Raw genomic sequence first — 26,909 nt, forward strand, 5'->3', positions numbered from 1 at the left:
CAACCGGGCAGAAGATGCGGGTCGGCGGCGGACGTGCACAACCGCGGAAGCCCCGGTCAGCCGGGCTGCACCAGACGGTCCGCGACGGTCTTCGCGGCGGTGCCCATGAGGATCGTGTAGTGGTTGCAGTCCGGCACCTCCTCCGCGGTCAGCAGCGGCGCCCGCTCCGTCCAGTGCGCCACCAGCTCGGGCGGGTTCATGCCGGGGGTCTGGTCCATCAGCCCCTTGGGCGCGGACAGGAGCCGGGCCGGGAAGGTCAGGTCCAGCAGATCCGCGGCGAAGGCATCGGCCGAGGTCAGCAGCTCCCGGCCGTCCTGGCGCACCGCGGCCTCCTGGGCGCGGGAACGGCGGGCGCCCTCGGGGCCGGTCAGGTCGTACCGGACGTACTTCTCGATGGTGTCGTTCCAGTACCGGCCGAGGCCCGGGTGGGCGCGGAAGAAGTCCACGTACGCCTCGTCGCTCGGATAGGTCATGGAGAGCCGGGCGATCGCCGGGCCGAGGGAGGCGTCGAGCAGCACGTCCGGATCGGTGCCGCCGGGCAGCGGCAGTGGCAGGCCGCCGTCGACGAGCAGCAGACGCTCGAAGAGCTCAGGACGGCGGGCGGCTGCGCGCAGGGCGACGAAGGCCCCCATCGAGTGGCCGGTCAGCGTGACCGGGCGGCCGCCGCCGAATCGTGCGGCGGCCGCGCAGACGTCGGCCGCGTGGGTGTCGACGCCGTACGGGCCCGGGGCGGTGTCGCTGCCGCCCCGGCCCCGCAGGTCGGGGGCGAACAGCGACCAGTCCGGCGGCAGTTGGCGCCCGACGGCCGCGAAGGTGGTGCCGCAGGACAGCGGCGCGTACGGGGTGGGCCAGCCGTGCCCGGCCGGGTCCGTGTCGTGGTACAGCGTCCGGGCCCCGAAGTCCCGGTAGAACTCCACCCCTTCGTCGCTCACCCGGTCCTGGACCAGCGGGTCCTTCGTGCCGTGGTACGTGTAGACGGGCTTGCCCGCGAGGTTGGAGACCGGGTCGATCCTCCCCTCGGCCGACCAGCGGCGGGCGATGTTCTCGATCCTGGCGGGATCGGTGGAGATGAGCCCGGTGCCGCAGGCGATCAGGCCGGTGACGATGCCGCCCTTGCCACAGTAGTACGGGCCCGCGGCGAAGACGCCCGCGCCCTTGAACGTCCCGGAGTACGCGACCTGCAGCTGCGAGGCCATGAACCCGCCGGAGGAGATTCCGGTGATGTAGGTGTCGGTGATGTCGAGTTCGGGCAGCGCCGGTTCGGCGGCCCGGGCGGGGGCGGCGAGGCCCAGGTGGCGGCCAGGGCCGTGGCGAGGGTGACGACGGCGGCTCTCAGGTTCTTCCGTCGCTGCTGCGAGCGGAACCTCATCGTTCATGCTCCTTCGACTTGGTGTGGGGGACCGAAGGGGCCTGGGGCCGTCCTGCGGAGTGGCCCTGGGGGACCGGCAGAGGGGGCGGAGTGATCTCCCGCTTGAGGATCTTGCCGGTCGGTCCCTTCGGCAGCGCGTCGGTGATCCGCACCAGACGCGGGTACTTGTAGGGGGCGACGCGCGCCTTGACGAACTCCCGCAGTTCGTCGGCGACGACGGCCGTCCCGTGCCCCGGCTTGAGCGCGACGACGGCTGTCACTTCCTCGCCCAGCTCGGGGTGGGGCGTCCCGAGCACCGCGGCCTCGGCGACCGCCGGATGCTCGTACAGCACCTCCTCGATCTCCCGCGGATAGACGTTGAACCCGCCACGGATGATCATCTCCTTCTTGCGGCCGACGATCCGGAACAGTCCGTCCGGGTCGCGCACGCCCAGGTCCCCCGTGCGGAACCAGCCGTCCTGGATCGCCTCCGCGGTGGCCTCGGGCCGGTTCCAGTAGCCCTTCATGACGTTGTGGCCGCTGATCGCGACCTCGCCGGTCCGCCCCTCGGGAACCTCTCGCCCCGCCTCGTCCTGGATCCGGATGCGCACGCCGTCGACGGGCACACCGATGGTCCCGGCGCGCCGCGGCCCCTCGGTCCGGTTGAAGGCGGCGACCGGAGAGGTCTCGGACAGCCCGTAGCCCTCCAGCAGCGGGCAGCCGAAGGCCTCCTCGAAGGCGTGCAGGACCTCCACGGGCATCGCCGCGCCCCCCGACGCGGCGAGCCGCAGATGCTCCCGGTGCGCGGCGCTGAGGGTGGGGTGGGCGAGCAGCGCCGCGTACATGGTCGGTACGCCCTCGAAGACGGTGACCCGGTCCCGCAGCAGCATCTCCAGCGCCCGGCCGGCGTCGAAGCGCGGCAGCAGGGTGAGGCAGGCCCCAGCCGCGACCGCGCAGTTGAGAGCGCAGGTCTGGCCGAAGGAGTGGAAGAGAGGGAGACCGCCGAAGAGCACGTCGTGCTCGGTGAGGCGCAGAAGGGATGTGCTCGTGGCGGCGACGTTCTGGAGCAGGTTGCCGTGCGTGAGCTCGGCGCCCTTCGGGCGGCCGGTGGTTCCCGAGGTGTAGATGATGACGGCGGTGTCACCGGGGGACCGGGTGACGACCTCGTCGTACGGTTCATGCCCGGTGAGGAGGGCCGGCCAGTCCTCGTCGGCGCCCAGCAGGTGCGCGGCGCCCGAGTCCTCCAGGTAGAAGTCCGTCTCACGTTCCTTGAGCAGCGGGTTCATCGGCACGACGACACCGCCTGCCCGAAGGATGCCGTAGTAGAGCACCGCGAACGCCGGCACGTTGGGCAGGCAGAGGCCGACCCGGTCGCCGGGGCGCACGCCGAGCGAGCGCAGATACGACGCCGCGCGTGCGGCCTGCCGCTCCAGCCGGGCGTACGTGACCACTTCGTCGTCGAGGCGGAGCGCGGGGCGGTCCGGGTGGCGGGCCGCGGTGTCCGACAGCAGATGTGCGAGATTCACGAAGCCCTCCGGTACCGGGTGGTCGTGCGGTGGGACGAGGGCACGGAAACCTCCAGGAAGCGTGGCGATGACGTCCGGGTAATGTCCGACATCGTTCGCTGCCGGACGCGGCGTGCGCCATGGAGCGGTCCCACGCTGTGGCGCAGCGAGGAGTGGAGACTTTCTCGTCGCCGTGCGGCGCGGCTCGTTCCTGCCGTCGTCGGCGCGGCAGTTGCCGGAATGGAGAAGAGCTCCACCGAAGCGCCGCCGGTGACGGGGGACATGGCCGCGGAGCAACGGGCGTGGGGTATCACTGGCCGTGTGACGACGACGCGCACGGCCACCGGGTCTCTGCTCCGTCTCCTGCGCGAGGAGGCGGACGAGGAGGCTTTCCGCACCGTCGGGGCGGACGGGCCACTGATCGACGACGCCCTGCAGATACGCGCCCGGCTCGCCGCCCACCGGCGCCGCGAGGCCGCGCTCGCCGGGCTGTACGAGACCGCCGGCGACCTCGCCTCGCTGCGCGACCTGGAGGACGTCCTGCAGGCGATCGTCCGGCGCGCCCGCACGCTTGTCGGCACGGACGTCGCGTATCTGCTGCTGTCCGACCCGGAGGCGGGCGACACGTACGTCCGTGTCACCGACGGCATCACCACCGAGCCGTTCAAGACCGGACGGCTCGCCGTCGGAACCGGACTCGGTGGGCTCGTCGCCGAGACCGCCCAGCCGTACCGCACGGCCGACTACCCGAACGACGCCCGCTTCGCCCATTCCGACTACGTGGACGGTGTCATCGCCGCGGAGGGACTGGTGGCCATCCAGGGCGTACCGCTGAAGTTCGGCGACCAGGTGTACGGCGTGCTGTTCGCCGCCAACCGGCGGGTGCGGCCGTTCGCGCCCGAAGAGGTCGAACTGCTCATCTCACTCGCCAACCACGCCGCACTGGCCATCGAGAACGCCACCCTCTTCGAGGAGGTGCGCAAAGCCGCCGCCGTCCATGAGCGGCTGACCGCCGTCGCGCTGGAGGGCGGTGGTCCCGTCGGTCTCGCGCAGGCCCTCGCGGACGTGCTGCGCGGAAGTGTCCTGGTCCTCGACGCGTACGACCGTCCACTGGCCGCCGCGGGCGATTCCCCGCCCGAACCGGGGTCGTGGAAGCGTGAGTTGAGCGAGGTGCGCGCCCGGCGGACCTCGGTGACCCGCGGCGGCACGTGTGTCAGCCCCATCGTCGCGGTCGGCGAACACCTGGGCACCCTCTTCTTCGTACGTGGCGGACTGGACGCCTCCGATGTGCACGCCCTCGAACGGGCCGCCCAGGCCGCCGCGCTGATGCTGCTCGGCGAGCGCTCCGTCGCCGAGGCCGAGCGGCGGCTGCGCGGCGAGATCCTGGACGATCTGCTGGGCGCCCCGCACCGGGACCCGTCCGGGCTGCGCCGGCGGGCCGCTCTGGTCGGCCTCGACCTGGCGGACGCGCATGTCGTACTGGCCGCCCGCGGCGAGGAGGGCGACCACAGGCGCCGGATCACGGAGCTGGCGAGCGCCCATGCCGCACGGCTCGGCGGCATCGCGGGCGAGTACGGCGGCAACACCGTCGTCGTCCTGCCCGGCGCCGACGACGCGGGCAGAGCCGCCCGTGCGCTCGCCGCGGCCCTGACCGCAGGCGACGGCCGCCGGGTCACCGTGGGCGCCGAGTCGGCACCGCCGGGAGCGGCGGCGCTGGTCGAGGCGCACCGGGACGCCGCCCGCTGTCTGGACGTGCTGCTGGCCCTGAACCGGGCCGGTGAGGGCGCCTGCCGCGACGAACTGGGCATCCACGGCATTCTGCTCGGCCAGACGGACCGCAGGGAGCTGGACCGGTTCGTGACCCGCACCATCGGCCCGCTGGTGGAGCACGACGCGGCGCGCGGCAGCGAACTCGTCCGTACGGCACTGGAGTACTTCGCCTGCGACGGCAATCTGACCAGAACCGCCGCTGCCCTGTACGTCCACGTCAACACGCTCTACCAGCGCATCGACCGGATCGCGGCACTGATCGGGAAGCAGTGGCGCCATGGGGACCAGGCGCTGCAGGTGCACCTCGCGCTGAAGACGCACATGACCTCGCGCTGAATGGGCTTGGGCCGCACGGCCATTGACTTCGTTCCCCTGGATTGGTTGAGTGGCTCATCCACTGAGCCACTGGGGAGGAACGGCGTGGAGGCACTGCCCCGCGAAACCATCGTCGACGTCCTGGAGAGCCGGCTGCGAGAGGACATCCTCACCGGCCGGCACCCGGCCGGCAGTTATCTTCCGCCGGAGCGCCAGCTCGCCGACGGCTACGGAGTCACCCGCACCACCCTCAAGCACGCCTTCGGGCGCCTCGCCCAGGCCGGACTCCTGGAGACCCGGCACGGAGTGGGCACCCGGGTCCGTGACTACGCGCGGCTCGGCGGGGCCGATCTGCTGCCCATGCTCGTACGGCACAGTCCGGACTGGATCGGCGAGATCTTCGAAGTGCGGCGAAGTGTCGGATCGTTGATCGCCGAGCGGGCCGCGGCCCGCGCCACCGCACAGCACCGGGACGAGCTGCGCACCCTGCTGGACGCCGTGCGCGAGGCGGACGGCGGCGACGCCGTGCAACTCGCCGACATCGAAGTCCACCGGGCGCTGGCCCGCGCGACCGGCAACCGCGTCTACGTTCTGCTGACCAACACCCTGTTCAACGCCTATCTGCCGGTCCGGGCTGCGCTCGTGGGTCCGTTCACGGACGCCGAGGTCGCGTACGGGCGGCTGGCGCCGGTCGTCGACGCGGTCGCGACCGGTGACGAGAGCGGCGCGCGTCGTGCCGCCGAGGCGTATCTGACGGCGACCGAACGGATCATGCTGGAGGGCCTCGCGTGAGCACGAACACGACCACGAACGTGAGCGCGAACACGAGCGGCCGCGGAACGGTGTTCAGAGAGACCATGCTCGGCACGGTCCGGCTCGACGGTGAGGACCGGACCCGCCGGATCCGCCTCGATCTGCGGGTGTCGGCGGACCGCGTCATGCGGCTTCTCGGCACGACCGAGGCGCGGACCACGGGCCGGGTACGCATCGCCGGATGGGCCGACGACCCGTGCGCCGAGGGCGAGCTGGAGATCTCACCGCTCGCCAGGCGGCGTATCCGCTACCGCCTCTCGTTCACCGCCGACGGCCGCCGGATCACCCTCGACGGCTGGAAGTCCGTGACCCCGCGCAGACCGGTCGCGTCGATGACCGTACTGCCGTACACGCTGTACGAGGACGGGGCACGGGTCGGTACGGGCACGCTCCGCTTCCCTGTGAGCACACAGCTCGGGCCCTTCCTCGCGAGCTTCCGCTTCCCACGCCGCGAGGACCCGGCCCCGCTCATGGCACCCCGCTGGAACGGCGAGCCGGGCCGCACCGAGGTCTGGTACACGACCCTGACCGACCCGGCGACCGGCACCGGCCTCTGGCTCCACCATGAACTCACCGCGCCCACCGACGGATCCGAGCCGGTCGCCCACGGCTGGGCCGCGGTCTTCCCCAAGGACGGGCCGGTACGGCACGCGCGCTTCGGCCCCGCCCGGTGGACGGCCGGCGAGGACGGCTTCACCGCCGGCGGGATCTCGGCCACGCCCGGCCGGCTGACCGGCTCGGCGGACGGGCTGCGCTGGGACCTCACCGAACACGCGACGGACACGCCACTCTTCACCTTTCCCCGCTGGTCCTGGAGGCGGCCGCTGCTGCCCGCCGCCCAGATGCTCCCGGCCGCGCGGGCCTCGTACAGCGGCACGTTCTCGTACGAGGACACGACGCTGACACCGGCCGGTGCGCCCGGCGCCTCGGCCCGGATCTACGGGCACGGCAACGCGCGCCGCTGGGCCTGGCTGCACGCGGACCTCGGCGGGGGAGACGTGCTGGAGATCGTCGCCGCCGTCTCCATGCGGCCCGGGCTGCGCCGGCTGCCGCCCCTGGTCTTCCTGCGCCTGCGCCGGGCCGGCCGCACCTGGCCACGACGGGCGGAGCGCACGGCGGTGGGCTGGGCCGGGATCGGGCGGTTCCGTTCCGCCGTCGGCCTGCCCGTCTGGACCGTGAGCGGCCGCGCGGGCCTGCGCCGCATCCGGGTCGAGGTCACCCAGCACGAGGACCACACCCTCGCGCTCGACTACACCGACCCGGACGGCTCCCGGGCGATCTGCCGCAACAGCGAACGCGCCGATGCGCACGTGCTGCTGGAGCGGTGGTGGGGCGGCTGGCGCACGGAGGCCGAATGGACCCTGGACGGCACCGCTCACGCGGAGGTGGGCACACGATGAGTCTCACCGGTTTCGTGGCCGCCCTCATCGCCGACGACGGCGCAGCCCACTGGCCCGCGCGCGTCCCGGCAAGACTCGAAGGGGTGCTCGACTCGATGCCGTCGGCCGCCCGCACCGGAGTGCGGTCCGCGGCGCGCGTCATCGACGCGTACGCGCTGGCCCGCACGGGCCGCAGACTCGCCGCCCTCACCCCCGCCGAACGGGAGGCCGTGCTCGGCTCGCTCGGCGCACGCACCGCTCTCGCCCCGCTCCTCGACGTGCTCAAGGTGCCCGTGCTGCTCGCCGCCGGGACCGAGCGCATGCTCCAGCAGGCCGCAACTGTCCCCGCGCTGACGCGGAAGGACCCGCCGCTCGACTGCACACCCGCCGGCGAGTGGCCCGCCCGCTCCACCGCCGACGCCGTGGTCATCGGGTCCGGGGCGGGCGGAGCCATGGCCGCGCGGACCCTGGCCCGTGCCGGACTGGACGTCGTCGTACTGGAGGAAGGGCACCACCACTCCACCGAGTCCTTCGGGCGGCGCACCCCGCTCGACCGGTTCGCCGAGCTGTACCGGGACGGCGGAGCCACCGTCGCCGTGGGCAGCCCGCCCCTGCTGCTGCCCGTGGGCCGGGCCGTCGGCGGCACGACGGTCGTCAACTCCGGTACGTGCTACCGCACTCCGGACCACGTCCAGGAGCGCTGGGCGAAGGAATTCGGGTTCGCTCCCGCCGGGCGGTTCGGCCCGTACCTCGACGAGGCCGAACGCACGCTGCGGGTGGCCACCCAGCCACTGGACGTCCTCGGCAACAACGGCCGGATCGCGCTCGCCGGCGCCGAACGCCTCGGCTGGCAGGCGGCACCGCTGCGCCGCAACGCGCCCGGCTGCAAGGGCTCCTGCCAGTGCGTCGTGGGCTGCCCCACCGGCGCCAAGCAGAGCGTGCAGCTCTCCGTGCTGCCCGACGCCTGCGCCGCCGGAGCCCGCATCGTCACCGGTGCGACCGTGCGGCGGATCCTCGTGGACGGGGACCACCCCGGCGGCCCGCGCGCGGCCGGCATACGCGTACGACGGGAGGGCGGCGGCGAGTTCGAGATCCTGTCCCCGCTCGTCGTCGTCGCCGCGGGCGCCCTGCACTCGCCGCCGCTGCTGCGCCGCTCGGGCCTCGGCGGACACCCCCGGCTCGGCCTGGGCCTCAGCGTCCACCCCGCCACCAGCGTCGCCGGACGCTTCGCCGAGCCGGTCACCGCCTGGGAAGGCGTACTGCAGAGCGTCGGCGTGGAGGAGCACCACGACGGTGGCGTACTGATCGAGGCGACCGCGACCCCACCCGGGATGGGCTCCTTCGTCCTGCCGGGCCTCGGAGCCGAACTGCGGCGCGAACTGGAGAGCGCGGACCGGCTCGCCACCCTCGGAGCCATGATCGCCGACCGCCCGTCCGGCCGCGTGCTGGGCAAGGACCGTACGCTGCTCCGTTACGACCTGGACCGCCGGGACGCGGGCCGGCTGATGCGCGCCGTACGGGCGATGGGCGAGCTGCTGTTCGCGGCGGGCGCGGAGGAGGTCCTCACGGGCATCCCCTCCGCCCCGCGTGCCCGCAGCCTCGCCGATCTGGACGGCGTTCTCGCCCGCGTGGGCCCACGGCAGCTGCATCTCTCCGCCTATCACCCCACCGGCACGGTCGCGGCGGGTGCCGACCCGCAGCGCTTCCCCGCGGACCCCACGGGACGGCTCCGCGGCGTGCACGGAGTGCTGGTCACGGACGCCTCGGTGCTGCCGGGCTGCCCCGAGGTGAATCCGCAGCTCAGCATCATGGCGGCGGCACTGGCGGTCACGGAGGCCCAGCTGGAGCGATGACGGACGGCGACGCCCCGTACCACCCGGCGGCCCTCACCTGGCGGAATGCCCCCATGTCGCGCAGCGTGGAGGGCGGGAACCGCGAGAAACGTGGGACCGCGAGAAAGGTGAACGGCATGGACAGGCAGGATTCGGCTCCGCGTGTCGTGGTGGGTGTCGACGGATCGCCCTCGTCGCACGAGGCGCTGCGCTGGGCGGTCCGGCATGCCGGTCTGATCGGGGCGACGGTGGAGGCCGTGGAGGCGTACGAGCTGCCGGGAGCGCACGGGTGGTCGGCTCCCGTGGTGGATGCCGGCTTCGACGCGGAGGTGGCCCGGGAATCGCTCGCCGAGGAGATCCGCAAGGTGCTGGGCGATTCGGAAGGCTCCCAGGTGCGGCAGGTCCTGCTGCGCGGCAACCCCGTCGAGGCGCTCGTGAAAGCGTCGGAGGGCGCGGAGCTACTGGTGGTGGGCAGCCGGGGCCGCGGCGGGTTCGCCCGTGTGCTGCTCGGTTCGGTGAGCCAGCAGTGCGCCCTCTACGCGACCTGCCCGGTCGTCATCGTCCGCCCCGAGGCCGCCGCGCCCGAGGGCGCGTGACGGCGGCCGTCGTCACGCGCCGGCACGGAGCGCGGGCGTCCGCCGACGGGTGGATCCTGAAGGCAGGACGGGGCCGCGCGGGCATTCCGCGGCCGGACGCGGGCGAGGAGGTTCCCCATGACACGGACGCTGGAATGGCGGGTCCGCATGCAGCTGTCCGAGGAGGACGGCACGACCAGGGCCCGGGTGGAGCTGGACACCGGCAAGACGACGCTCACCGGCCACGGCACCGCCCACTGCAACCCCCAGGACGTGGACGTCCCCGAGATCGGCGACGAACTCGCGGCGAGCCGCGCGATGAGCGACCTCGCCCGCCGGCTGATGCGGGTGGCGGACCGCGATCTGGAATCGATGGGCGCAGGGCCCGGACCGAGTTACGGGTACGGCTGGCCGGAGGTGTCGGCCTGACGCCCGCCGGCACGGCCGGTGCCGAGGCGTGTCCTCGGGGGCCCGGCGGCGTCCCCCGGTGCGCCCATGCCCCGGCCGCCCTCTCACCGACGGCAGTGAGCTCCCCCGGGCGTATGCGGCCATCCGCGACTACCGTCCATCCGCTCCCGGAACCATGATCCGGCGGGCGACCGCCGTACGCCCACGTGCGCCCTTAATACCCCGCCCAGCCGGACACGGACAGTGGCCGGGCGCACGGACAGTAGCCGGGCGTTACCGGGCCCGGGTGGCGGATGCGCGTTAACGTGAAGCTGCGCGCAGCACACCATGATCGTTCGACAGCGGCGGAGGAATCATGGGCGGGGACGTCCGGAGCGAATCGGGCCGCTTCCCTCGACTGCGGCTCGACGAACTGCTCGAAGAGCTCCAGGTGCGCATCGACGAGGTCCGCGGTACCAGGGACCGCCTCGACGGGCTGCTGGAGGCCGTCCTCTCCGTGGGCAGGGAGCTGGATCTGCCGCACGTGCTCCGCGAGATCGTGGAGGCCGCCGTGGTACTGGTGGACGCCGAGTACGGTGCACTCGGGGTGATCGGGGAGGACAAGAGACTGTCCCAGTTCCTGCCGGTCGGCATCAGCGACGAGCTGCGGGAGCGGATCGGTGACCTGCCCTCCGGCCACGGGCTGCTCGGGGAGCTGATCAGGCATCCCGAGCCATTGCGGCTTGCGGAACTGTCCGAGCACGTCGCATCGTCGGGGTTCCCCGAGCACCACCCGCCGATGCATTCGTTCCTCGGAGTCCCGGTCCGTGTGCGCGACGAGGTGTTCGGCAACCTCTATCTGACGCAGAAGCGGGGTGGGGCCGAGTTCGACGAGGAGGACGAGGCGGTCCTGGCGACGCTCGCCGTGGCAGCCGGTATCGCCGTCGAGAACGCACGCCTCTACGAGGAGACCCGCCTCAGGGAACACTGGCTGGCCGCCAGCTCCGAGTTCACCAACGCCCTGCTGTCCGGTACTCCGGAAGTCCGGGTCCTGGAGATGATGCTGGACCGCGCCCGGCTGATCACCGAGGCCCGGGTCGGAGTCGTGTATCTGACGGAGGAGGGCGGGGACCTGCGCGGCGTCCTCGCGCTCGGCGAGGGCGTGGAGCGGCATCAAGGCGTGGTGCTGCCCCGCGGCGAAGGGACGCTCGTCAGCGCGGCGTTGGTGAGTGAAGAGGGCCTGATCACCACTCCTGACGTGGCCAACGACGCCCGCGTGACCTTCCGGCCGGAGCGGTGGAAGGACTGCGGTCCCGCCGTGGCCGTCCTGATCGGAGACAAGGACACGCTGCGGGGCGTGCTGATGCTCGCCCGTGGTGCCGGCCGTCCGCCCTTCACCGATACGGAGACCGCGCCGTTGTCGGGCTTCGCCGGCCAGGCCGCGCTCGCCCTGGAGCTGGCCGAGCGGCGGCGGGACGCCGAGCAGATGAGCCTGTTGGCCGACCACGACCGTATCGCCCGGGACCTGCACGATCTCGCCATCCAGCGGCTGTTCGCGACGGGGATGACGCTCCAGAGCGCCCAGCGCTTCGTTCAGCACCCCGAGGCGTCCGAGCGACTGGGGCGGGCGATCGACGACCTCGACGCCACCATCAAGATCATCCGCTCGACCATCTTCGGGCTGCGTGAGCACGAGGCCCCGGGCACGTCACCCGGACTCAGACTCCGCACCGTGCGGGTCGTCGAAGAAGCCGCCCCGGCGCTCGGCTTCGCACCGTCCGTGCGCATGGAAGGCCTCATCGATACCGACGTACCCCGCCAGGTGGCCGACGAGGTCGTCGCCGTACTGGGCGAAGCCCTCGTCAACGTCGCACGGCACGCACGGGCCGCGAACGCCGATGTATCGGTCGTCGCACACGCCGGGACGCTGACCGTGACGGTGACCGACGACGGTGTCGGCATCGCGGAGGGCGGCAGGCGCAGCGGGCTGCGGAACCTGGCGGAACGCGCCGGGAAACTGGGCGGTGAGCTGACCGTGACCCGTGGGACCGCCGGTGGCACCCGGCTGGTGTGGCGGGTGCCGGTGCCGGCGGGACGGTGAGTACGCAGGGCTCCCGGCGGCCGCGCTGACCCCCGTACCACCGGATACCCAGCCTTCAGTGGTGCGGCTCTCCGTGCTCGTGGAACTGGGCCGCGATGACCGCGGCCTGTACGCGGCGCTCCACGCCGAGCTTCGACAGCAGGTGCGAGATGTGGTTCTTGACCGTCTTCTCGGACAGGTAGAGACGCTCGGCGATCTGACGGTTGGTCAGGCCGTCTCCGATCAGTGCGAGGACTTCCCGTTCCCGCTCCGAGAGCACGGCCAGTCGCTCGTCCCCCTCCTGGTGAACCGCCTCCGGGCCGCGCAGTGAACCCATGAGCTTCGCGGTCGTGGCGGGATCGAGCATCGACTGCCCGGTCGCCACGGTGCGTACGGCCGCGACCAGGTCGGAACCCTTGATCTGCTTGAGGACGTATCCCGCCGCCCCGGCCATGATCGCGTCCAGCAGTGCGTCCTCGTCGTCGAAGGACGTCAGCATGAGACAGGCGACCTCCGGCATCAGCGACCGCAGCTCCCGGCAGACGGTGATGCCGTCGCCGTCCGGGAGCCGGATGTCGAGGACCGCGACATGGGGGCGCAGAGCGGGTCCTCGCGCCAGCGCCTGCGCGGCGGTTGCCGCCTCTCCCACCACCGCTATGTCGGATTCGGCGCCGAGCAGGTCGTGAAGGCCCCGCCGGACGACTTCATGGTCGTCGAGCAGGAACACCCGGATGGGCACCTCCGCGGAGAAGACCGGCGCCTCGGACATACGAGCCCCTTGGTGGTCGGTGGTGCCCACTCGATCACGCGGATCCACGGAAACCTCGCAACAGGGCCGAACGGTCGGGGCCACCGGCCCCGCGAGCCCTTCCCGGCGCTCGTCACCGACGCCGTGCGGAGCGCCCACGAGGCACGTCCACAGCTCCATCAGTCCGGCGATCTCGTGTGCGCCATGACCTCGCCGCAGTGGGGCGGGGAATCGGGCAGATCATCCCCGGCCTGCGCCGCCTGGTAACGGGCGATCTCGTCCGCGACGCATCCGGCGACCGGCTCCACCATGGCCGCGACGGCGGGGGAGAGCCCGGAGCCCACTGTGGAGTCGACGACCTGGACGGCGTACACCACGAGCCGTCCCGGAAGGCGTCCGAGAGCCCGGGAGAGTTCGATGGCCTCACCGAGTACGTTCCCGTGCGGATGGTCGTCCTCGGGCTGTGCGAGACGCTCGCCGTCCAGATCCATCCGGGTCACCCGGCCGGGATCATCAGGGTACGCGTGCGCGGAGTCCACGACCACGGCCAGTTCCGCGTCGTGCCACAGTCCGACGAGCCGGGCCGGCTCGCCGTTGCAGGTGGCGACGTCGGCATCCGGTAGCAGCGGCTGGTCCGCGGTCCGTTCCCGCAGTGTGTCGATGACCGCCCAGCCCACCCCGTCATCGCGCCTGAAGTCATGGCCCAGGCCGATGAGGGCGATCCGTGAACGGGCATCCATGGTGCTGCCTTCCGACTACGGTGACCACCTTCGTCGTCCCCGGACGGCCCGTACATGGGCCGAACGGCCCCTGTGCCGGGACCGCCCCGCCCATTTCGACGGACGGCCCCGGCGGCCCTCCGGGCACCGCACCCGAAGGGCCGCCGGGGCCCGCGTCCGCACTCGCGGTCAGTTCGCCAGCAGGGACTCCAGGATCGCCTCGTCCGGCACGCTGATCCTCGCCCTCTCCAGACTCACGCAGTCCGGATCGAGCCGGAACCGCGCCAGGTCGCGGCCGGACACTCCCCAGGCGTGCCAGGACAACCGTTCCCAGGCCAGCTGGGGCGGGTTGTACCAGCCGTCGCCGAGGCCCGTGAGCAGCGGTTCGGCCTCCGCGAGGCCGGGGCCGATCCGGTACACCGAGCCGCCGAACACCGAGGCGAACACCTCGCCGCGGTGCACGCTGAGCTCGCCGTAGCTCGGCAGCTTTCCCGTGTGCAGGACCGTCCGGGACTCGAGGTCCATGGCGAACCAGGTGCCCGCGAGCCGCTTGTAGACCCCGTACAGCACACCGTCGTGCACCTCGATGTGCTGCAGACTCGCGTACCCCTCGAACGGTGCGAACTCCCACAGCACCTTGCGGCGCCGGAGGTCGAAGGCGACGATCGTCGCGCTCGGCCTCGCCGGTGTGACGCTTCCGCCGCCCCAGGTGTCCCCGGCGAGATACGCGATCCGGCAGCCGTGCCGGTCGTCCAGCGCGAGCGACATCACGCTCTGGTCGACGATCACGTCCGGGTACACCGAGAGCCGGCGTCTCGACCGGTCCACCAGGGTCAGGGCGCCCTTGAGCCGCCCGGCCGGCGGGGCGCTGGACACCAGGAGCAGATCCTCCTCTCGTACGTGTGCCATGTCCGTCGGCCGCTGCTGGTCGTTGTCGATGAAGCCCAGCGAACGGACTTTCCCGTGGTCCGGTTCGAGCTCCAGTACCTCGGTGCTCGGATAGAGCGCCGCGTACACGCGGCCTCCGGCCATGCGCAGCTGCTTCGGCTCGCCCGAGACGGGGATCCGGCGGGACGTGCCTGCCTCCGGCCGGTGCGTCGTGATCGAGAAGTGTCCGCCGACGTGCACGGTTCCGCGTGAGCCGTACGTCATGGACTGCACGGGATCCGGTCCTGACATGCCCGCGTCGATCAGCTCCAGTATGTCCGACGTCTTGTCGGCCAGGTCCAGCCACCAGAGCCGGCCGCTGCCCGCACCGCCCAGCAGCGTCCCGTCCTTCAGCGGGAACAGTCCGCGGTGCTCATCGGCGGGCGTGGGCGCCGCGACCGGCACGAGTGTGTCGCCGGTGCGCCGGTAGACGGTGCCTGTCGGCCGTCCGATGCAGTACACCGTGCCGTCGGAGGTCGTCGTGATCGCGTCGACCAGCCGCTCCGTGGCCGGTATCGGGATCACCCGGGCGTCGCTGCCGTCGGGGGCGATGTCGATGACGGACCTGCCGAACCCACCGATCACCCGGCCGCCGTGGGCGAGCATGCATGCCGCGCCGCCGAACGGAGTCGGCGTGATGGACTGCTTCGCGCCGGTCGTCCTGTCGTACGCGACGATGTGGCCCTGCGGCAGCGTGCCCGCGTAGACGAAGCGCTCGTCGGCGGCGATCGCCCGCACGTACTGTTCGCCGGGCCTCGCCATACCGAGATTGCGCAGGACGCCGGTCGCCGGCGAGTACTCCCAGACCTCGCCGCGGGGATACGTGCCCGCGTACACCGTGCCGTCGGGCGCCGTGGTGAGACACCAGACGAAGCCGCCCGACGGGCCCACCGTGCCGATCAGGGTCACCGAGCCGGTGGCCGGGTCGAAGCGGTAGATGTCGGGGAACGGGTACGTGCCGACGTAGACCTGCCCGCCGGAGACGGTCGAGGCCCACCCGCCTTCGCCGCGGGGCAGCCGGACCGTTCTGGTGAGCTTCTTCGCCGCCAGGTCGATCTCGCCCAGCAGCGGCGGATTCTGCCCACGTGCCACCACGTACGCCCGGTCGTCGAGCACGGTCAGGCCGACGATCGCCGCCGTGTAGGTCGCGATGCCGTACGTCGAGACCGCGGGGCCCGAACAGTGATCCCCCGTGCCGGACGTGCCGGCTCTGCTCGCCGTGCCCGTGGCACTGGATGTGGGTGTCGTTCCGGCTGTGTCGGCATGCGCTGCGACCGGGGCCACCGTCTGCCCCGCCACGGACGCCACGACCAGCCCGGCTCCGGCGTGCAGTAACCGCCTGCGTTCCATGCGAGCCTCCCAGGGATGCGGACCGTTCCCTAGAGGATGACCAGCGTGTTCCACGTGAACACCTGGTCCGGTGAGGTTTTTGACGTACTTTCAGCAGGTGTCGAATGCCGGGGCCGGATTCCGGCGGTCTGCCACCCCATCGGATCTGATGCACTGTCACCCGCCCGGCGGAACACGGAGGCCCGCCACCAGCGGCACTCCGGTCGGCGCACGCCCCCGCACACGCGGAGGCCAGGCCTGAGGAGGGGACCGGCTCCGTCGCGGGGGGAGGGGGCGCGGGATCACCAACGGGGCTGACCCGGAACCCGGCACCGGAGAGCTCGGCTGTCGGCAGGCCCGGCCGCGCCCGCTCGTCGCCGGCTCAGCCCGCGAACTGCTCGACCGCCTTCACCACCCGGCCCGCCCCGTCCTCCACGGCGATGCGGCGCGCCGCGGCCGCGGCGGCCGCACGGTACGACCGCTCCCGTACGGCACGGACCAGCGCGTCGGCGAGGCGGGGCGCCGTCAGAGCCTTGAACGGGACCGGCGAGATCGCCGCGCCCAGCGCCGCCAGCCGGCCCGCCCAGAAGGGCTGATCCGCCGTCACGGGCACCGGCACGGACGGCACTCCGGCACGCAGGGCCGCCGCGGAGGTGCCCGCCCCCGCGTGGTGGACCACCCCGGCCGTCCGGGGGAACAGCAAGGCATGCGGCAGCTCCCCGACGGTGAGGATGCCGTCGCCGTCCGCCGAGATCCCGGCCCGGCCGGACTGGAGGATGCCGCGCAGACCGGCCCTGCGCAGCGCCGCCGCCGCAAGCTCGCCCAGCCGCTCGCCCTCACCGGCCGCCATGCTGCCGAAGCCGATCAGGACCGGTGGCGGGCCGGCCGCCAGGAAGTCCTCGACGGCGGCCGGCAGCGCACGGGCCGGGTCGTGGTGCGGCCACCAGTTGCCGACGACCTCCAGCCCCTCCCGCCAGTCGGCGGGACGCGGCAGCAGCGTCGGGCTGAATCCGTACAGCACCGTCCTGCCCTCCGCCTCGTGACGGTGACGCAGCTCCTTCCCCGACAACGGCGACAGCCCCAGCCGGCCGCGCAGCTCCGCCTCGGCGGCAGCGAAGATCCGGTCGACCATCGAGAGCGCCATCCGGCCCGCCGCCCGGTTGCCCCAGCCTCCCAGCGAACGGGCACCGCCTACCGGCGGTGGGAAGCATCGCGTCGGCTCGTTCGGCTGCAGACGCACGTCGAGGAAGGGAATCTCCCCGGCTTCGGCGATGTGCCGGGCCAGCGGAGCCGTCGTGGTCGACGTCAGCAGCATCTCCGTACCGTCGGGCACGGCATCGGCGAGCCCGGTGCCGAGCGTCTTGACGGACTCGGCGGCCGCGCGCATCAGCTCCCGCCCGCCCACGGCACGCCGCCCCTGGCCCTGCGGATCTCCCGGCAGCCGCCGGAACTCCAGCCCCGCGTCCCGGACGAGCCCGGCGAACGGGTCGTGCGCCGCGAGCGCGACCTGGTGCCCGGCGTCGCGCAGCCGTACACCCAGTCCCGTGTACGGGGCGACATCGCCGTACGAACCGGCCGTGGTGATCAGGATCTTCATCGGTCTCCTTCGGAAGGGGCCCGGCGGGCGGCGTTGGCCCGGACTGCGCTCCGCAGATACGCGGCGAGCCCGGGCCGCTGCTGGGACGGCGGAACGACGAGGGCGAACGCGCGCGAACTGGCGGCGAAGTCGTCGGCGATGCGCAGGTGCATGTCCGGCGGGCACGGGGTGAACCAACGCGCGATGTACTGCCGGTGGTCCTCGGCGAGCTCCCGCGCCCGCTCCCCGTCGGCCGGCTCGCCGTCGTCGAAGGCGGCCAGCAGATCCTTCCGCCAGGCCGCGGCCTCGCCCATGAGCCGGGCCCAGTCCTCCTTGGTATGGGCGGCGGCGCTCGCCATGGCCCGCCGGTGTCCCTCGCTGTCCCGCCACTTCAGCCCGGCCTCGGTGGCGTAGCTCAGATCGAAGGCGATCTCGCCGAACACGTCGAAACGCTCCTGCGGCGTGAGCCGCACACCGGTCTGCTGGACCTCCATCGCATGCTCCGCGACCTCCACCAGCCGCCGCAGCTTCTCGATCTGCTCACCCAGCACCCGGTGCCTGGCCCGCAGCTGCTCCAGGACATCGGCCTCTGGGTCCTGGAGTATCGCCGCGATCTCGTCGAGAGAGAAGCCGAGTTCCCGGTAGAAGAGGATCTGCTGCAGCCTGGCCAGATCGGCGTCGCTGTACAGGCGGTAGCCCGCGGCACTGCGCTCGGTGGGAGAGAGCAGCCCCGTCCGGTCGTAGTGGTGGAGCGTGCGGACCGTGATCCCGGCGAATCCGGAGACCTGGCCGACGGAGTAGCTCATGGACCTGCCTTTCGTCGCGTTACAGCGTGAAGCCTGACGTCGCGTGAGGGTCAAGCGGGGACCGCGGCCGGACACGTCGCACACCAGCGTTCAAGACGAGGGCAGCACAACGGCACAAGCTGGGAGGGCACGTCCCGCACACCGCGTTCACGGACAGGAACCACCGATGACCGACCAGTACTCGACCGAAGACACGAACGCCGACGCGAACGCAGACACGGACCCGGACGCGAACGCAGGCGGGAACGCAGACGTGAGCGTGGACGTGACCGAGGAGGTGACCGAGGATGTCCGCCTTGCCGTCTACGAGTGCTTCGCCCGCACGGGACGCGCCCCGCACACCGCCGCCCTCGCCGCCGCCACAGGACATGGTCCCGCGACCGTACGGCAGGCACTGCGAGCCCTGCACGAGCACCGTGACCTCGTCCTGGACGATCCGGCGGCCCCCGACGGCGAACGGGTCGTCACGGCGCACCCCTTCGCCTCGGTCCCGCTCGGCTTCTCCGTCATGGGTACCCGCACCCTGTGGTGGGGCGGCTGCGCCTGGGACTCCTTCGCCCTGCCGCACCTGCTGACCGGCGAACCCGATGTCCTCGTCGCCACCCGCTGCCCCGCCTGCGACACCCCCCACGCCTGGGTCGTCGGACGCGACACCCCACCGCCCGGGGACCAGGTGGCCCACTTCCTCGTCCCCGCCCACCACGCCTGGGACGACGTCGTCCACACCTGCCGCAACCAGCGGCTGTTCTGCTCCACCGGCTGTGTCGACGACTGGCTGGCACGGACCGGCCGGACACCCGGCTACGTCATGGACCTCGGAACCCTCTGGCGGCTGGCCCGCGGCTGGTACGCGGGACGCCTCGACCGCGGCCACCGGCGCCGCGATCCGTCCTCCGCCGCGGCCTATTTCGCGGAGGCGGGCCTGCGCGGACCCTTCTGGGGACTCTGAGGACCCGGCCGGAGCGACGCCGGTGTGCGGCCGGCCAACCGGCGGGCGGTGCGCGTGAGATGGGCCTGGTCCGCGAAGCCCGCGAGCGCCGCCGCCTGCGCCGGCGGCGCGTACGGCAGCGCCGCCACCGCGGTCCGCAGCCGCTGCCAGCGTCGCAGGGTGCCCAGTGGAATGCCCACTTCCTCCCGTACGAGCGTGCGCAGCCGTGAGGGGGAGAGCGACACCTCCCGCGCCACGTCCCCGAGCTCGTCGTGCCCGGCGCAGGCGCGCACGGCGTGGGCGACGCGCGGGTCCACCTCGCCCCCGGCACACCAGGGCAGCGCGGTCAGCGCGTCCTGGAGCGCATCCAGGTCCAGCTGTTCGCCGAGCGCGTCGCGCAGGCGTCGCACGGTCGACGGCTCCAGCGGTACGGGTCCGGTCGCGCCGGGTCCGTACCGTACGCACCAGGGGTCCAGGAACACGGCGGCGAAGGCCGATGACGCCGCGCACGCGTCGTCGAACTGCGGCGGCACCAGCAACCCCGTGCCCCGGTCGGGCAGCACGACCTTCCACGCCGGGTGGCTGTGCCGGGTCACCGCCGAGGCGCCGGACTCGGCGAACACGGTGATCCCGGGCCCGCCCGCGAAGTCGAGCACGCGGTCGTTCTGTTCAATACGCCATGCCTGCCGCGCCCCGAACATCGCCCCATGTCCTCCTTGTCCTCCTTCGCGCCTCTCGCCCTCGCTTTCGCCCTCGCCATCTTCCTGTGCCTCACGGGCATCGCGCACTTCGCCGTACCTCGCTACTTCCGTACGCTCGTGCCGCGATGGCTCCCGGCTCCCGGTGCGCTCGTCGCCGTGACCGGGGTGATGGAACTGGCGGCGGCCGCACTGCTCGCGGTGCCCGGTATGCGCGCGGCGGGCGGCTGGACGGCGGCGGCGCTCATCGCCGTCTTCCTCACGCCCCACGTCGATGCCGTACGCCACGCCCGCCCCGACCGGCCGAGGCTGCTGGACCGGCCCGCGGGTGTGGCACTGCGGATCGTGGTCAACCTCGGCTATCTCGCCTGGGCGGTCGCGGTCGCCCGCACCGCGTGAGGCTGTAGGGCCGGCCCGTGGTGCACGTGCGAGGGCCTCCGCGCGCGTGGTGGGCCGCCGGCCGCACCTCGCGGACCGTATCGGCCGGGCGGGCACCGGGCAGGGAGAATGAGCGGGTGACCTACCGCTACCGCGTCCTCGGCGCCGTGCAGGTGCTCCGCCCCGACGGCAGCGAGGTGCCGCTCAGCGGGGCCCGGCTGCGGGCGCTGCTGACCGTGCTCGTGGCCGCCGGCGGGCAGGCGGTACGTTCCGGTGAGCTGATCGACGAGGTGTGGGGTGGCGATGAGGAGCCGCCCGCGGACACCACGGCGGCGCTCCAGGCGCTCGTCGGACGGCTGCGGCGCGCACTGGGCCGCGACGCGATCGGCTCGGTGCCCGGGGGCTACCGGCTGGCGGCCGAGCCCGACACGATCGACGTGTACCGCTTCGAGCGGCTCGTCGCGCAGGGTACGGAGGCGCTCCGCGGCGGTGACCCCTGCCGCGCCGCGCACCTCCTCGACGAGGCACTGGCTCTGTGGCGAGGCCCCGCACTCGCCGATCTGCCCGGTCGCGACGGCGATCCCGTGGCCGTGCGCGCCGACCGCCGCCTCGCCGAAGCGCACCGCGCCCGGCTGACCGCCGAGGTCGCCCTCGGCCGCCCGGACGCGGCGCTGCCGGGCCTGGCGGAACTCGCCGCGGCACAGCCGCTGGACGAGACCGTCCACGCCCTGCGGATCCGCGCCCTGCGTGCGGCGGGACGCCCGGCGGAGGCCCTCCAGGCGTACGAGGACGTCCGCACGGTCCTGGCCGACCGCCTGGGCACCGATCCCTGTCCGGAACTCCGCTCGCTGCACCAGGAGTTGCTGAGCCCGCCCCGGCGACCGGCGCCGGGCGGACCGAGCCGGGACCCGGCCGCGCGCGAGCCCGCCGACCGCGGCGGGGAAGGGGGAGACCTCACCGGGCGGAGCGTCCTCGAGCCGACGGCGTCCCGGCCGGCGGCCGGACGGACCGGCACCACGGCGCAGCCGTCGGTGACCGAACGGGCGGAACGGGCCGACCGGCCGGGGTCGGGGCCGAGTGCGGACGCGGACCCTGCTGGTACTGCGGAAGCGGACGATGCCGGTCGCGCCTCGGCGGGCCGGCCGGGACGGACCCGGCGTCCCGTCCCGGCGGAGCCGCCGGCCGCGGCGGGCCACTCGCCCGGGAACCTGCGGGCCCGGCTCACCTCCTTCGTCGGTCGGGAGCGCGAACTCGGCGCCCTGCGCGCCGAGTTGGGGGCGCTTCGGCTCGTCACCCTGGTCGGCGCCGGTGGAGTGGGCAAGACACGCCTGTCGCTGGAGGCCGCCGATGACGACCAGGGTGCCTTTGACGGTGTGTGGCTGGTCGAACTCGCGCCCGTACGGGCCGAGGAGAGCGTGCCCGAAGCCGTGCTGACGGCGCTCGGGGCACGGGAGACACAGGTACGAGGACCGGGATCCGGACAGGTCGCGGCGCGGGACCCACTCGCTCGGGTCGTGGAGCTCTGCGGGGCGCGGCGGATGCTGCTCGTCCTGGACAACTGCGAACACGTCATCGGCGCCGCCGCCGAGCTCGTGGAGACCGTACTCACCAGCTGCCCGGGCGTGACCGTGCTGGCCACCAGCCGGGAGCCGCTCGGCGTGCCGGGGGAGACCGTGCGCAGCGTGGACCCGCTGCCCCAGGACGGAGCCCTGCGGCTGCTCGCCGAGCGTGGCGCGGCGGCCCGCGCCGGGTTCCGCACGGACGAGGACCATGAGGCCTGCGCGGAGATCTGCCGCCGCCTGGACGGGCTGCCGCTCGCGGTCGAACTCGCCGCGGCCCGCCTGCGCGCGCTCTCGCCGCGCCAGATCGCCGACCGGCTCGACGACCGGTTCCGCCTGCTGAGCACCGGCGGCAGGACCAGGAGGACCGTGCTGCCCCGGCAGCAGACCCTGCGAGCCGTCGTCGACTGGTCCTGGGATCTGCTCGACACGCCCGAACGCGCGGTCCTGCGCCGCCTCTCCGTCTTCTCGGGCGGCTGTGCCCTGGAGCAGGCGGAGACGGTATGCGCCGACACGCCGGACACGCCGGACACGCCGGACACGCCGGACAGGCCGGACAGGCCGGAGACGCCGGACACCCGGCACGTCGCGGAGGTGCTCGCCTCCCTTGTCGACAAGTCGCTCGTCGTCGCCCGGGCCGATGGCTCGGCTGGGAACATGCGGTACCGGCTGCTGGAGACCGTCGCCGAGTACGCCGCGGGCCGGCTCGACGAGTCCGGCGAGCGGGACACCGTCGAACACCGCCATCTCGTCGCGTACCGGGAACTCGTACGGACCGGCGAACCCCGGCTGCGCGGCACGCACCAGACCGAGTGGCTGCGGCGGTTCGAGACCGAGCACGACAACGTACGGGCCGCCCTGCGCACTTCCGTCGCCCGCCGCGAGGAGCAGGAAGGTCTCTGCCTGACGCTCTCGATGAGCTGGTTCTGGCAGCTGCGCAACCATCAGGCGGACGCCCGCGCCTGGGCGGCCGCTGTCGCGGGCCTCGGCCCGGACCCGTTCGCGGCTCCCGTACGGCGGGCCGTAGCGCTTCCCGGCCGGTGCACGGACACCCCGCCGCCGTGGGACGAGGAGCAGCTGTGGGAGGCCAGGCGCGGCGTACGGCTGCTCGTCCTCGCCGCCGGTGACGCCGCCGCGTACGACGGTGCCGCGTACGAGGGTGCCGCGTATGAGGGCGCCGCCCACGAGGGCGCGGCGTACGACGGGGCCGGGCACGGTGCGGCACACGCGCACACCGCGAGCGAGGTCGCCGGGCCCGCCGGGGACACGCCCGCGGCTCTGGGTGCGATCGTTGCCGCCTACCGGCCGGGCCTGCCGCAGAACCACCGACAGCCGGGCTCCATGTGGTACTTCGCGCGGCTGATGACGGGCGAGTTCAAGGGGCTCCGCGAGAGCGTCGACGCGCTCGTCGGCGGCTGCCGCGAGCACGGTCACGATGGCTGGGACCTCGGGCTCGCCCTGCTGATGCGCGCGAAGCTGGTCGACGACGGCGGCCCTGAGGACGCCGACCAGGCCCTCGCGGCGTTCGAGAAGGCCGGTGACCCGTGGGGGATCGCCGAGTCGCTGTCCGCGCGGGGCGAGGCGTACGAACGGCGCGGGGCGTTCGAGGAGGCGGCCGAGGACTACGCGCGTGCCATGGAGACGGCCGTGCGGATCGGTGCGCACACCCAGGTGCCCGTGTTCAAGGCCCGCCTCGCTGCCGTGCGGCTGGAGGCCGGCGGGGACCGGGCCGCCGAGGAGGCCGCCGAGCGGCTCCTGCGGGACGCCGTCGAGGAGTCGCGATCGCTTGCCGGAGAGCCGATGAGCACCGCCGGGCTGCTGCTCGCCCGGCACTACGGCCGTACCGGACGGACCGGCGCGGCCCGCGAAGAACTGAGCCGCGCCGCCGAGGAGTTCCCGGCCGAAACGCCGGGCCTGTTCACCGGCATGGTGGCCGGCATGCAGGCCTGGCTGGATTGCCTGGACGGAGCCTACGGGCCCGCCCGGAACCACATCCGTCAGGCCCTCGACGAGCTGGAGAGCCTGGCCGGTCTGGTGGCGCCCGGGCTGATCGTCGATCAGTTCCTGCTCGCCGCCCGGGCCATGGCCCACCTCGGACAGGCCGAGGACGGCGCCAGGCTCCTCGGCGCCTACGACGCACACCAGGGCGCGTCGCCCGGCGGCTTCTCCGGCTTCCGGCCCTTCCCGTCCACCGCCGAAGGAGAGCTCCGGCAGCGGGCCGAGGAGGAGCTGCGCGCCGTGCTGGAGCCGACGACGTATGCACGCACGTACGCGGAGGGCAGCGGCCTCACGGTCGCGGAGGCGGCTGCTGCCGTGTGACGGCAGGCACGGCAGGCACGGCAAGCAGCGCCAGCACGGCGCGTACCGTGAGAGCGGCGAGCGCCGCGGACCTGGCGCGCGGCACCCCGCACGAGGCGTACCGGGGCCCGCCTCGCGGACCGGACTGCAAGAGCACAGAACGGGGTGCCCGGGCGAAGCTCCGGGACAGCTTCGCGCTCCCGACAGGATTCGCCCGGACAGTCCCTACGCCCCCGCGTCCCCCAGCCGCTCCCTCGCCTCCGCGAGGTCGTCCTCGGTCGGAGCGTCGTCCTGGCTCAGCCGCAGCCGCCAGTACCCGGCGAAGTCGACCGACCGCTTGTCGAGGCCCCGTTCGTCGACGAGGTGGCGGCGCAGGGCTCGGACCGCGCCGGCCTCGCCGCCCAGCCACGCGTACACCGACCCCGGAGGGAACTGAGCCGCGCGGACCGCCTCGACCAGCGGCCCGCCGGTTCCGGCAGGACGTCCGCTCCGGTGGAGCCAGTGGACCGTCACGTCGCCCTCCGTCGCGAAACGCTGCTCCTCGGCCGCGTCGGCCACCTCCGCGTACACAAGGGCGCGGGCGCCCGTCGGCAGCCACTCCAGCAGGGTGCCGATCGCCGGCAGCGCCGCCTCGTCGCCGGCCAGCAGCACCCAGTCCGTCGTGCCGAGTTCGACGGGCTTGGCGAAGTAGGCGGAAGGACCGAACATGCCGAGCGTGTCGCCGAGGCGGGCGGACTCCGCCCAGCGTGTTGCGGGCCCCGCGTCGCTGTGCAGCACGAAGTCGATGTCGATCGTCCCCTGCCGGGTGTCGCACGCCCGGACCGTGTAACTGCGCATCCACGGCCGTTCGTCCGCCGGGATCTCGTTGCAGGCCGCGTACCAGCGCATCACATCGCCGTCCGCGCCCGCGTCCGGCGCGGGCAGTCGCGGCACCCGCTGCCCGGGCCGTGGGAAGTACAGCTTCACCTGCTGGTCGGGCGCCTCCAGGGCGAAGCCCGCGAGGTCCGGGCCGCCGAAGGTGATGCGCGCCATCCGCGGGGTGACCCGGCGCACGCCCGTGACCTGGATGAACCGGACCGGAAGTGGGTGCTGCATCAGGACTCCAAGGAAGAGAGGGCGGGAACCCCACCGTCCCAGCCGTCACCGACACGGCTCCGACGGGGCCCCGACATGCCGCCTCCGCGCGTGCGGCATGACCGGTGACAGGACGCTTCTTCCCGTCACGGCGGAGCCGCGCCTCTTCCAGGTTCTTGTAACGCGTTCTACTCTGTGCCGCCGCAGGGAGCGGAAGCGCGAGACGCCTGGAGGGGCCGTGCACCTCGAATACACGCCGGAACAGCACCAGTTGCGCGCCGAGCTGCGTGCGTACTTCGACGGACTCGTACCGGACAACGCCTACGCCCGCTACGCCGATCCCGCCGCCCAGAAGCGCTTCTACCGGGATACGATCCGCCGGCTCGGCACCGACGGCTGGCTCGGCGTCGGCTGGCCCAAGGAGTACGGCGGCCGCGGACTGAGCCCGATGGAACAGTTCATCTTCTTCGACGAGGCTGCCCAGGCCGGCGTGCCGCTGCCGCTGATGGCGCTCAACACCGTCGGCCCGACGATCATGCAGTACGGCACCGACGAGCAGAAGGCGTACTTCCTGCCGAAGATCCTCTCCGGTGAGATCGACTTCGCGATCGGCTACAGCGAGCCGGACGCCGGCACCGACCTCGCCGCACTCAGGACCCGTGCCGTGCGCGAAGGCGACGAATACGTCGTCAACGGCCAGAAGATCTGGACGACCAACGGCGACACCGCCGACTGGGTGTGGCTCGCCGTCCGCACCGACCCTGACGCCCCGCCGCACAAGGGCATCACCATGCTGCTCGTGCCGACGTCCGACCCGGGCTACTCCTGCACGGTCATCAACACCCTCGCCTCCCACGACACCACCGCCAGCTACTACGAGAACATCCGCGTCCCCGTCTCCCGCCGTGTCGGCGAGGAGAACAAGGGCTGGCGGCTGATCACCAACCAGCTCAACCACGAGCGCGTCACCCTCGCCGCGCACGGCACCATGGCCATCCGCGCCCTCCACAACGTCCAGCGCTGGGCCGCCGGGACCAAGCTCTCCGACGGGCGCCGCGTCATCGACCTCGGCTGGGTACGCGGCCGGCTCGCCCGCACCCACACCAAGCTCGATGCGATGAAGCTGCTCAACTGGCAGATGGTGAACGCCGTCCAGGAGGGCACCCTCACCCCGCAGGACGCCTCCGCCGTCAAGGTCTACGGTTCCGAGGCGCGCCGCGACGCCTACGCCTGGCTGATGGAGGTCGTCGGCGCCGCCGGACCGCTCAAGGAGGGCTCGGCAGGAGCGGTCCTCCACGGCGAGCTGGAGCGCGGCTACCGCTCCGCCGTGATCTTCACCTTCGGCGGCGGCAACAACGAGATCCAGCGCGAGATCATCTCCTGGATCGGGCTCGGGATGCCACGCGTACGGCGTTGACCGGGTGCGACCACAGATTCTGGTTGTCACATACCAGAGCTGGTTGGCACCACATGGACCCGAAGTCAGGCTGCTGGGTGCCGGAGGTGACTCGGCCCCAGACGGAGCGGTGGATCGCCGTAGCTTGAAGTGGCGGGCTCCAGCGCCAGGGACGGCTCGGTGTGTCCTTGCTGCAGCAGGCCCTGGCCGCCGGCCTCGACGAGGCCCGTGCCCGCGTCGACGACGAGCTGGCCGCGGCCGGGAAGGACTGCGCCCGCCTAGTCACCGTCCGCGACAAGGACTACCCGGCGAACCTCCGCGTGATCGGCAACCTTCCGCCGTTCCTCTTCTACGGCGGCGAGATCGACCAGCGCGACGCCCGCTCCATCGCCGTCGTCGGCACCCGCCAATCCTCCGAAGACGACCTGCGCACCGGGAATCTCCCTTACGAGGGGTTCCTTGGCCGACG

Annotated in this window: 20 protein-coding genes and 1 pseudogene; 12 read left to right on the plus strand and 9 right to left on the minus strand. The window is 73.0% G+C overall.

What is annotated here, in order from left to right:
• Positions 1–56: 56 nt before the first annotated feature.
• Together AC0699_RS29490 and AC0699_RS29495 are read right to left on the minus strand one after the other, a co-directional pair.
• Complete coding sequence (locus AC0699_RS29490; RefSeq protein WP_478666222.1) at positions 57–1,376, minus strand: alpha/beta fold hydrolase; 1,320 nt, start codon at positions 1,374–1,376, stop codon at positions 57–59.
• The gene (locus tag AC0699_RS29495) at positions 1,366–2,874 is read right to left on the minus strand and encodes a long-chain-fatty-acid--CoA ligase (RefSeq protein ID WP_478666225.1); all 1,509 of its coding nucleotides are present in this window, start codon (positions 2,872–2,874) and stop codon (positions 1,366–1,368) included. Before AC0699_RS29495 ends, AC0699_RS29490 begins: the two co-directional genes overlap by 11 nt.
• A 300-nt stretch (positions 2,875–3,174) precedes the next feature.
• Here AC0699_RS29495 and AC0699_RS29500 point away from each other — a divergent pair, with 300 nt between their 5' ends.
• From AC0699_RS29500 to AC0699_RS29530, 7 genes are all read left to right on the plus strand, one after another.
• Entirely contained in the window at positions 3,175–4,959 is a 1,785-nt protein-coding gene (locus tag AC0699_RS29500) for a helix-turn-helix domain-containing protein (RefSeq protein ID WP_478666228.1), read from the plus strand.
• Between the two features lie 84 nt (positions 4,960–5,043).
• On the plus strand, positions 5,044–5,730 hold the full coding sequence (locus AC0699_RS29505; RefSeq protein WP_478666230.1) for a FadR/GntR family transcriptional regulator: 687 nt from the start codon (positions 5,044–5,046) through the stop codon (positions 5,728–5,730).
• Positions 5,727–7,151 carry a hypothetical protein gene (locus AC0699_RS29510; protein ID WP_478666232.1) on the plus strand — a complete coding sequence of 475 codons (1,425 nt, stop codon included), beginning with the start codon at positions 5,727–5,729 and terminating at the stop codon, positions 7,149–7,151. Before AC0699_RS29505 ends, AC0699_RS29510 begins: the two co-directional genes overlap by 4 nt.
• The gene (locus AC0699_RS29515) at positions 7,148–8,983 is read left to right on the plus strand and encodes a GMC family oxidoreductase (protein ID WP_478666234.1); all 1,836 of its coding nucleotides are present in this window, start codon (positions 7,148–7,150) and stop codon (positions 8,981–8,983) included. Before AC0699_RS29510 ends, AC0699_RS29515 begins: the two co-directional genes overlap by 4 nt.
• Before the next feature lie 116 nt (positions 8,984–9,099).
• On the plus strand, positions 9,100–9,558 hold the full coding sequence (locus AC0699_RS29520) for a universal stress protein (protein ID WP_478666238.1): 459 nt from the start codon (positions 9,100–9,102) through the stop codon (positions 9,556–9,558).
• A gap of 117 nt (positions 9,559–9,675) precedes the next feature.
• Positions 9,676–9,966 carry a DUF1876 domain-containing protein gene (locus AC0699_RS29525; protein ID WP_478666240.1) on the plus strand — a complete coding sequence of 97 codons (291 nt, stop codon included), beginning with the start codon at positions 9,676–9,678 and terminating at the stop codon, positions 9,964–9,966.
• A gap of 334 nt (positions 9,967–10,300) precedes the next feature.
• A complete protein-coding gene (locus AC0699_RS29530) occupies positions 10,301–12,025 on the plus strand; it encodes a sensor histidine kinase (RefSeq protein ID WP_478666243.1) in 1,725 nt (574 codons plus the stop codon).
• A 55-nt stretch (positions 12,026–12,080) separates the two neighbouring features.
• Here the strand turns inward: AC0699_RS29530 and AC0699_RS29535 are convergent, their stop codons facing one another.
• The 5 genes from AC0699_RS29535 to AC0699_RS29555 form a co-directional block, all read right to left on the minus strand.
• The gene (locus tag AC0699_RS29535) at positions 12,081–12,773 is read right to left on the minus strand and encodes a response regulator (protein ID WP_478666247.1); all 693 of its coding nucleotides are present in this window, start codon (positions 12,771–12,773) and stop codon (positions 12,081–12,083) included.
• Positions 12,774–12,931: 158 nt separating this feature from the next.
• Positions 12,932–13,492, minus strand: a complete 561-nt coding sequence (locus AC0699_RS29540) for a hydrogenase maturation protease (RefSeq protein WP_478666251.1) — start codon at positions 13,490–13,492, stop codon at positions 12,932–12,934.
• Between the two features lie 168 nt (positions 13,493–13,660).
• A complete protein-coding gene (locus AC0699_RS29545; RefSeq protein WP_478666253.1) occupies positions 13,661–15,748 on the minus strand; it encodes an NHL repeat-containing protein in 2,088 nt (695 codons plus the stop codon).
• 361 nt (positions 15,749–16,109) lie between these two features.
• Entirely contained in the window at positions 16,110–17,324 is a 1,215-nt protein-coding gene (locus AC0699_RS29550) for a glycosyltransferase (protein ID WP_478666257.1), read from the minus strand.
• Complete coding sequence (locus tag AC0699_RS29555) at positions 17,321–18,109, minus strand: MerR family transcriptional regulator (protein ID WP_478666260.1); 789 nt, start codon at positions 18,107–18,109, stop codon at positions 17,321–17,323. Before AC0699_RS29555 ends, AC0699_RS29550 begins: the two co-directional genes overlap by 4 nt.
• Positions 18,110–18,275: 166 nt before the next feature.
• Between AC0699_RS29555 and merB the strand changes: the two genes are divergently transcribed.
• On the plus strand, positions 18,276–19,058 hold the full coding sequence (gene merB / locus AC0699_RS29560; protein ID WP_478666263.1) for an organomercurial lyase: 783 nt from the start codon (positions 18,276–18,278) through the stop codon (positions 19,056–19,058).
• Here merB and AC0699_RS29565 read toward each other — a convergent pair.
• Entirely contained in the window at positions 19,013–19,738 is a 726-nt protein-coding gene (locus tag AC0699_RS29565; protein WP_478666267.1) for a helix-turn-helix domain-containing protein, read from the minus strand. The genes merB and AC0699_RS29565 overlap by 46 nt on opposite strands.
• A gap of 6 nt (positions 19,739–19,744) precedes the next feature.
• Here AC0699_RS29565 and AC0699_RS29570 point away from each other — a divergent pair, with 6 nt between their 5' ends.
• Both AC0699_RS29570 and AC0699_RS29575 read left to right on the plus strand, forming a co-directional pair.
• Positions 19,745–20,134 carry a MauE/DoxX family redox-associated membrane protein gene (locus tag AC0699_RS29570; protein WP_478666271.1) on the plus strand — a complete coding sequence of 130 codons (390 nt, stop codon included), beginning with the start codon at positions 19,745–19,747 and terminating at the stop codon, positions 20,132–20,134.
• A gap of 116 nt (positions 20,135–20,250) precedes the next feature.
• The gene (locus tag AC0699_RS29575) at positions 20,251–23,991 is read left to right on the plus strand and encodes an AfsR/SARP family transcriptional regulator (protein WP_478666275.1); all 3,741 of its coding nucleotides are present in this window, start codon (positions 20,251–20,253) and stop codon (positions 23,989–23,991) included.
• Between the two features lie 204 nt (positions 23,992–24,195).
• On the opposite strand, the gene AC0699_RS29580 is transcribed toward AC0699_RS29575, so the two are convergent.
• On the minus strand, positions 24,196–25,065 hold the full coding sequence (locus AC0699_RS29580; protein WP_478666278.1) for a siderophore-interacting protein: 870 nt from the start codon (positions 25,063–25,065) through the stop codon (positions 24,196–24,198).
• Positions 25,066–25,282: 217 nt separating this feature from the next.
• On the opposite strand from AC0699_RS29580, the gene AC0699_RS29585 reads away from it, so the two are divergent.
• Together AC0699_RS29585 and AC0699_RS29590 are read left to right on the plus strand one after the other, a co-directional pair.
• Positions 25,283–26,461 carry an acyl-CoA dehydrogenase family protein gene (locus tag AC0699_RS29585; RefSeq protein ID WP_469772778.1) on the plus strand — a complete coding sequence of 393 codons (1,179 nt, stop codon included), beginning with the start codon at positions 25,283–25,285 and terminating at the stop codon, positions 26,459–26,461.
• A 161-nt stretch (positions 26,462–26,622) separates the two neighbouring features.
• Positions 26,623–26,859: pseudogene (locus AC0699_RS29590) on the plus strand (DNA-processing protein DprA); the annotation flags it as partial.
• Positions 26,860–26,909 lie beyond the last annotated feature (50 nt).

Source organism: Streptomyces sp. NPDC043870, assembly GCF_056435785.1.

What these genes read in the sequence shown, in the direction of transcription:
- AC0699_RS29490 (WP_478666222.1), bottom strand. Translation starts at nt 1,376, where the DNA reads ATGAACGATGAGGTTCCGCTCGCAGCAGCGACGGAAGAACCTGAGAGC.
- AC0699_RS29515 (WP_478666234.1), top strand. Translation starts at nt 7,148, where the DNA reads ATGAGTCTCACCGGTTTCGTGGCCGCCCTCATCGCCGACGACGGCGCA.
- AC0699_RS29520 (WP_478666238.1), top strand. Translation starts at nt 9,100, where the DNA reads ATGGACAGGCAGGATTCGGCTCCGCGTGTCGTGGTGGGTGTCGACGGA.
- AC0699_RS29525 (WP_478666240.1), top strand. Translation starts at nt 9,676, where the DNA reads ATGACACGGACGCTGGAATGGCGGGTCCGCATGCAGCTGTCCGAGGAG.
- AC0699_RS29530 (WP_478666243.1), top strand. Translation starts at nt 10,301, where the DNA reads ATGGGCGGGGACGTCCGGAGCGAATCGGGCCGCTTCCCTCGACTGCGG.
- AC0699_RS29535 (WP_478666247.1), bottom strand. Translation starts at nt 12,773, where the DNA reads ATGTCCGAGGCGCCGGTCTTCTCCGCGGAGGTGCCCATCCGGGTGTTC.
- AC0699_RS29540 (WP_478666251.1), bottom strand. Translation starts at nt 13,492, where the DNA reads ATGGATGCCCGTTCACGGATCGCCCTCATCGGCCTGGGCCATGACTTC.
- AC0699_RS29545 (WP_478666253.1), bottom strand. Translation starts at nt 15,748, where the DNA reads ATGGAACGCAGGCGGTTACTGCACGCCGGAGCCGGGCTGGTCGTGGCG.
- AC0699_RS29550 (WP_478666257.1), bottom strand. Translation starts at nt 17,324, where the DNA reads ATGAAGATCCTGATCACCACGGCCGGTTCGTACGGCGATGTCGCCCCG.
- AC0699_RS29555 (WP_478666260.1), bottom strand. Translation starts at nt 18,109, where the DNA reads ATGAGCTACTCCGTCGGCCAGGTCTCCGGATTCGCCGGGATCACGGTC.
- merB (WP_478666263.1), top strand. Translation starts at nt 18,276, where the DNA reads ATGACCGACCAGTACTCGACCGAAGACACGAACGCCGACGCGAACGCA.
- AC0699_RS29565 (WP_478666267.1), bottom strand. Translation starts at nt 19,738, where the DNA reads ATGTTCGGGGCGCGGCAGGCATGGCGTATTGAACAGAACGACCGCGTG.
- AC0699_RS29570 (WP_478666271.1), top strand. Translation starts at nt 19,745, where the DNA reads ATGTCCTCCTTGTCCTCCTTCGCGCCTCTCGCCCTCGCTTTCGCCCTC.
- AC0699_RS29580 (WP_478666278.1), bottom strand. Translation starts at nt 25,065, where the DNA reads ATGCAGCACCCACTTCCGGTCCGGTTCATCCAGGTCACGGGCGTGCGC.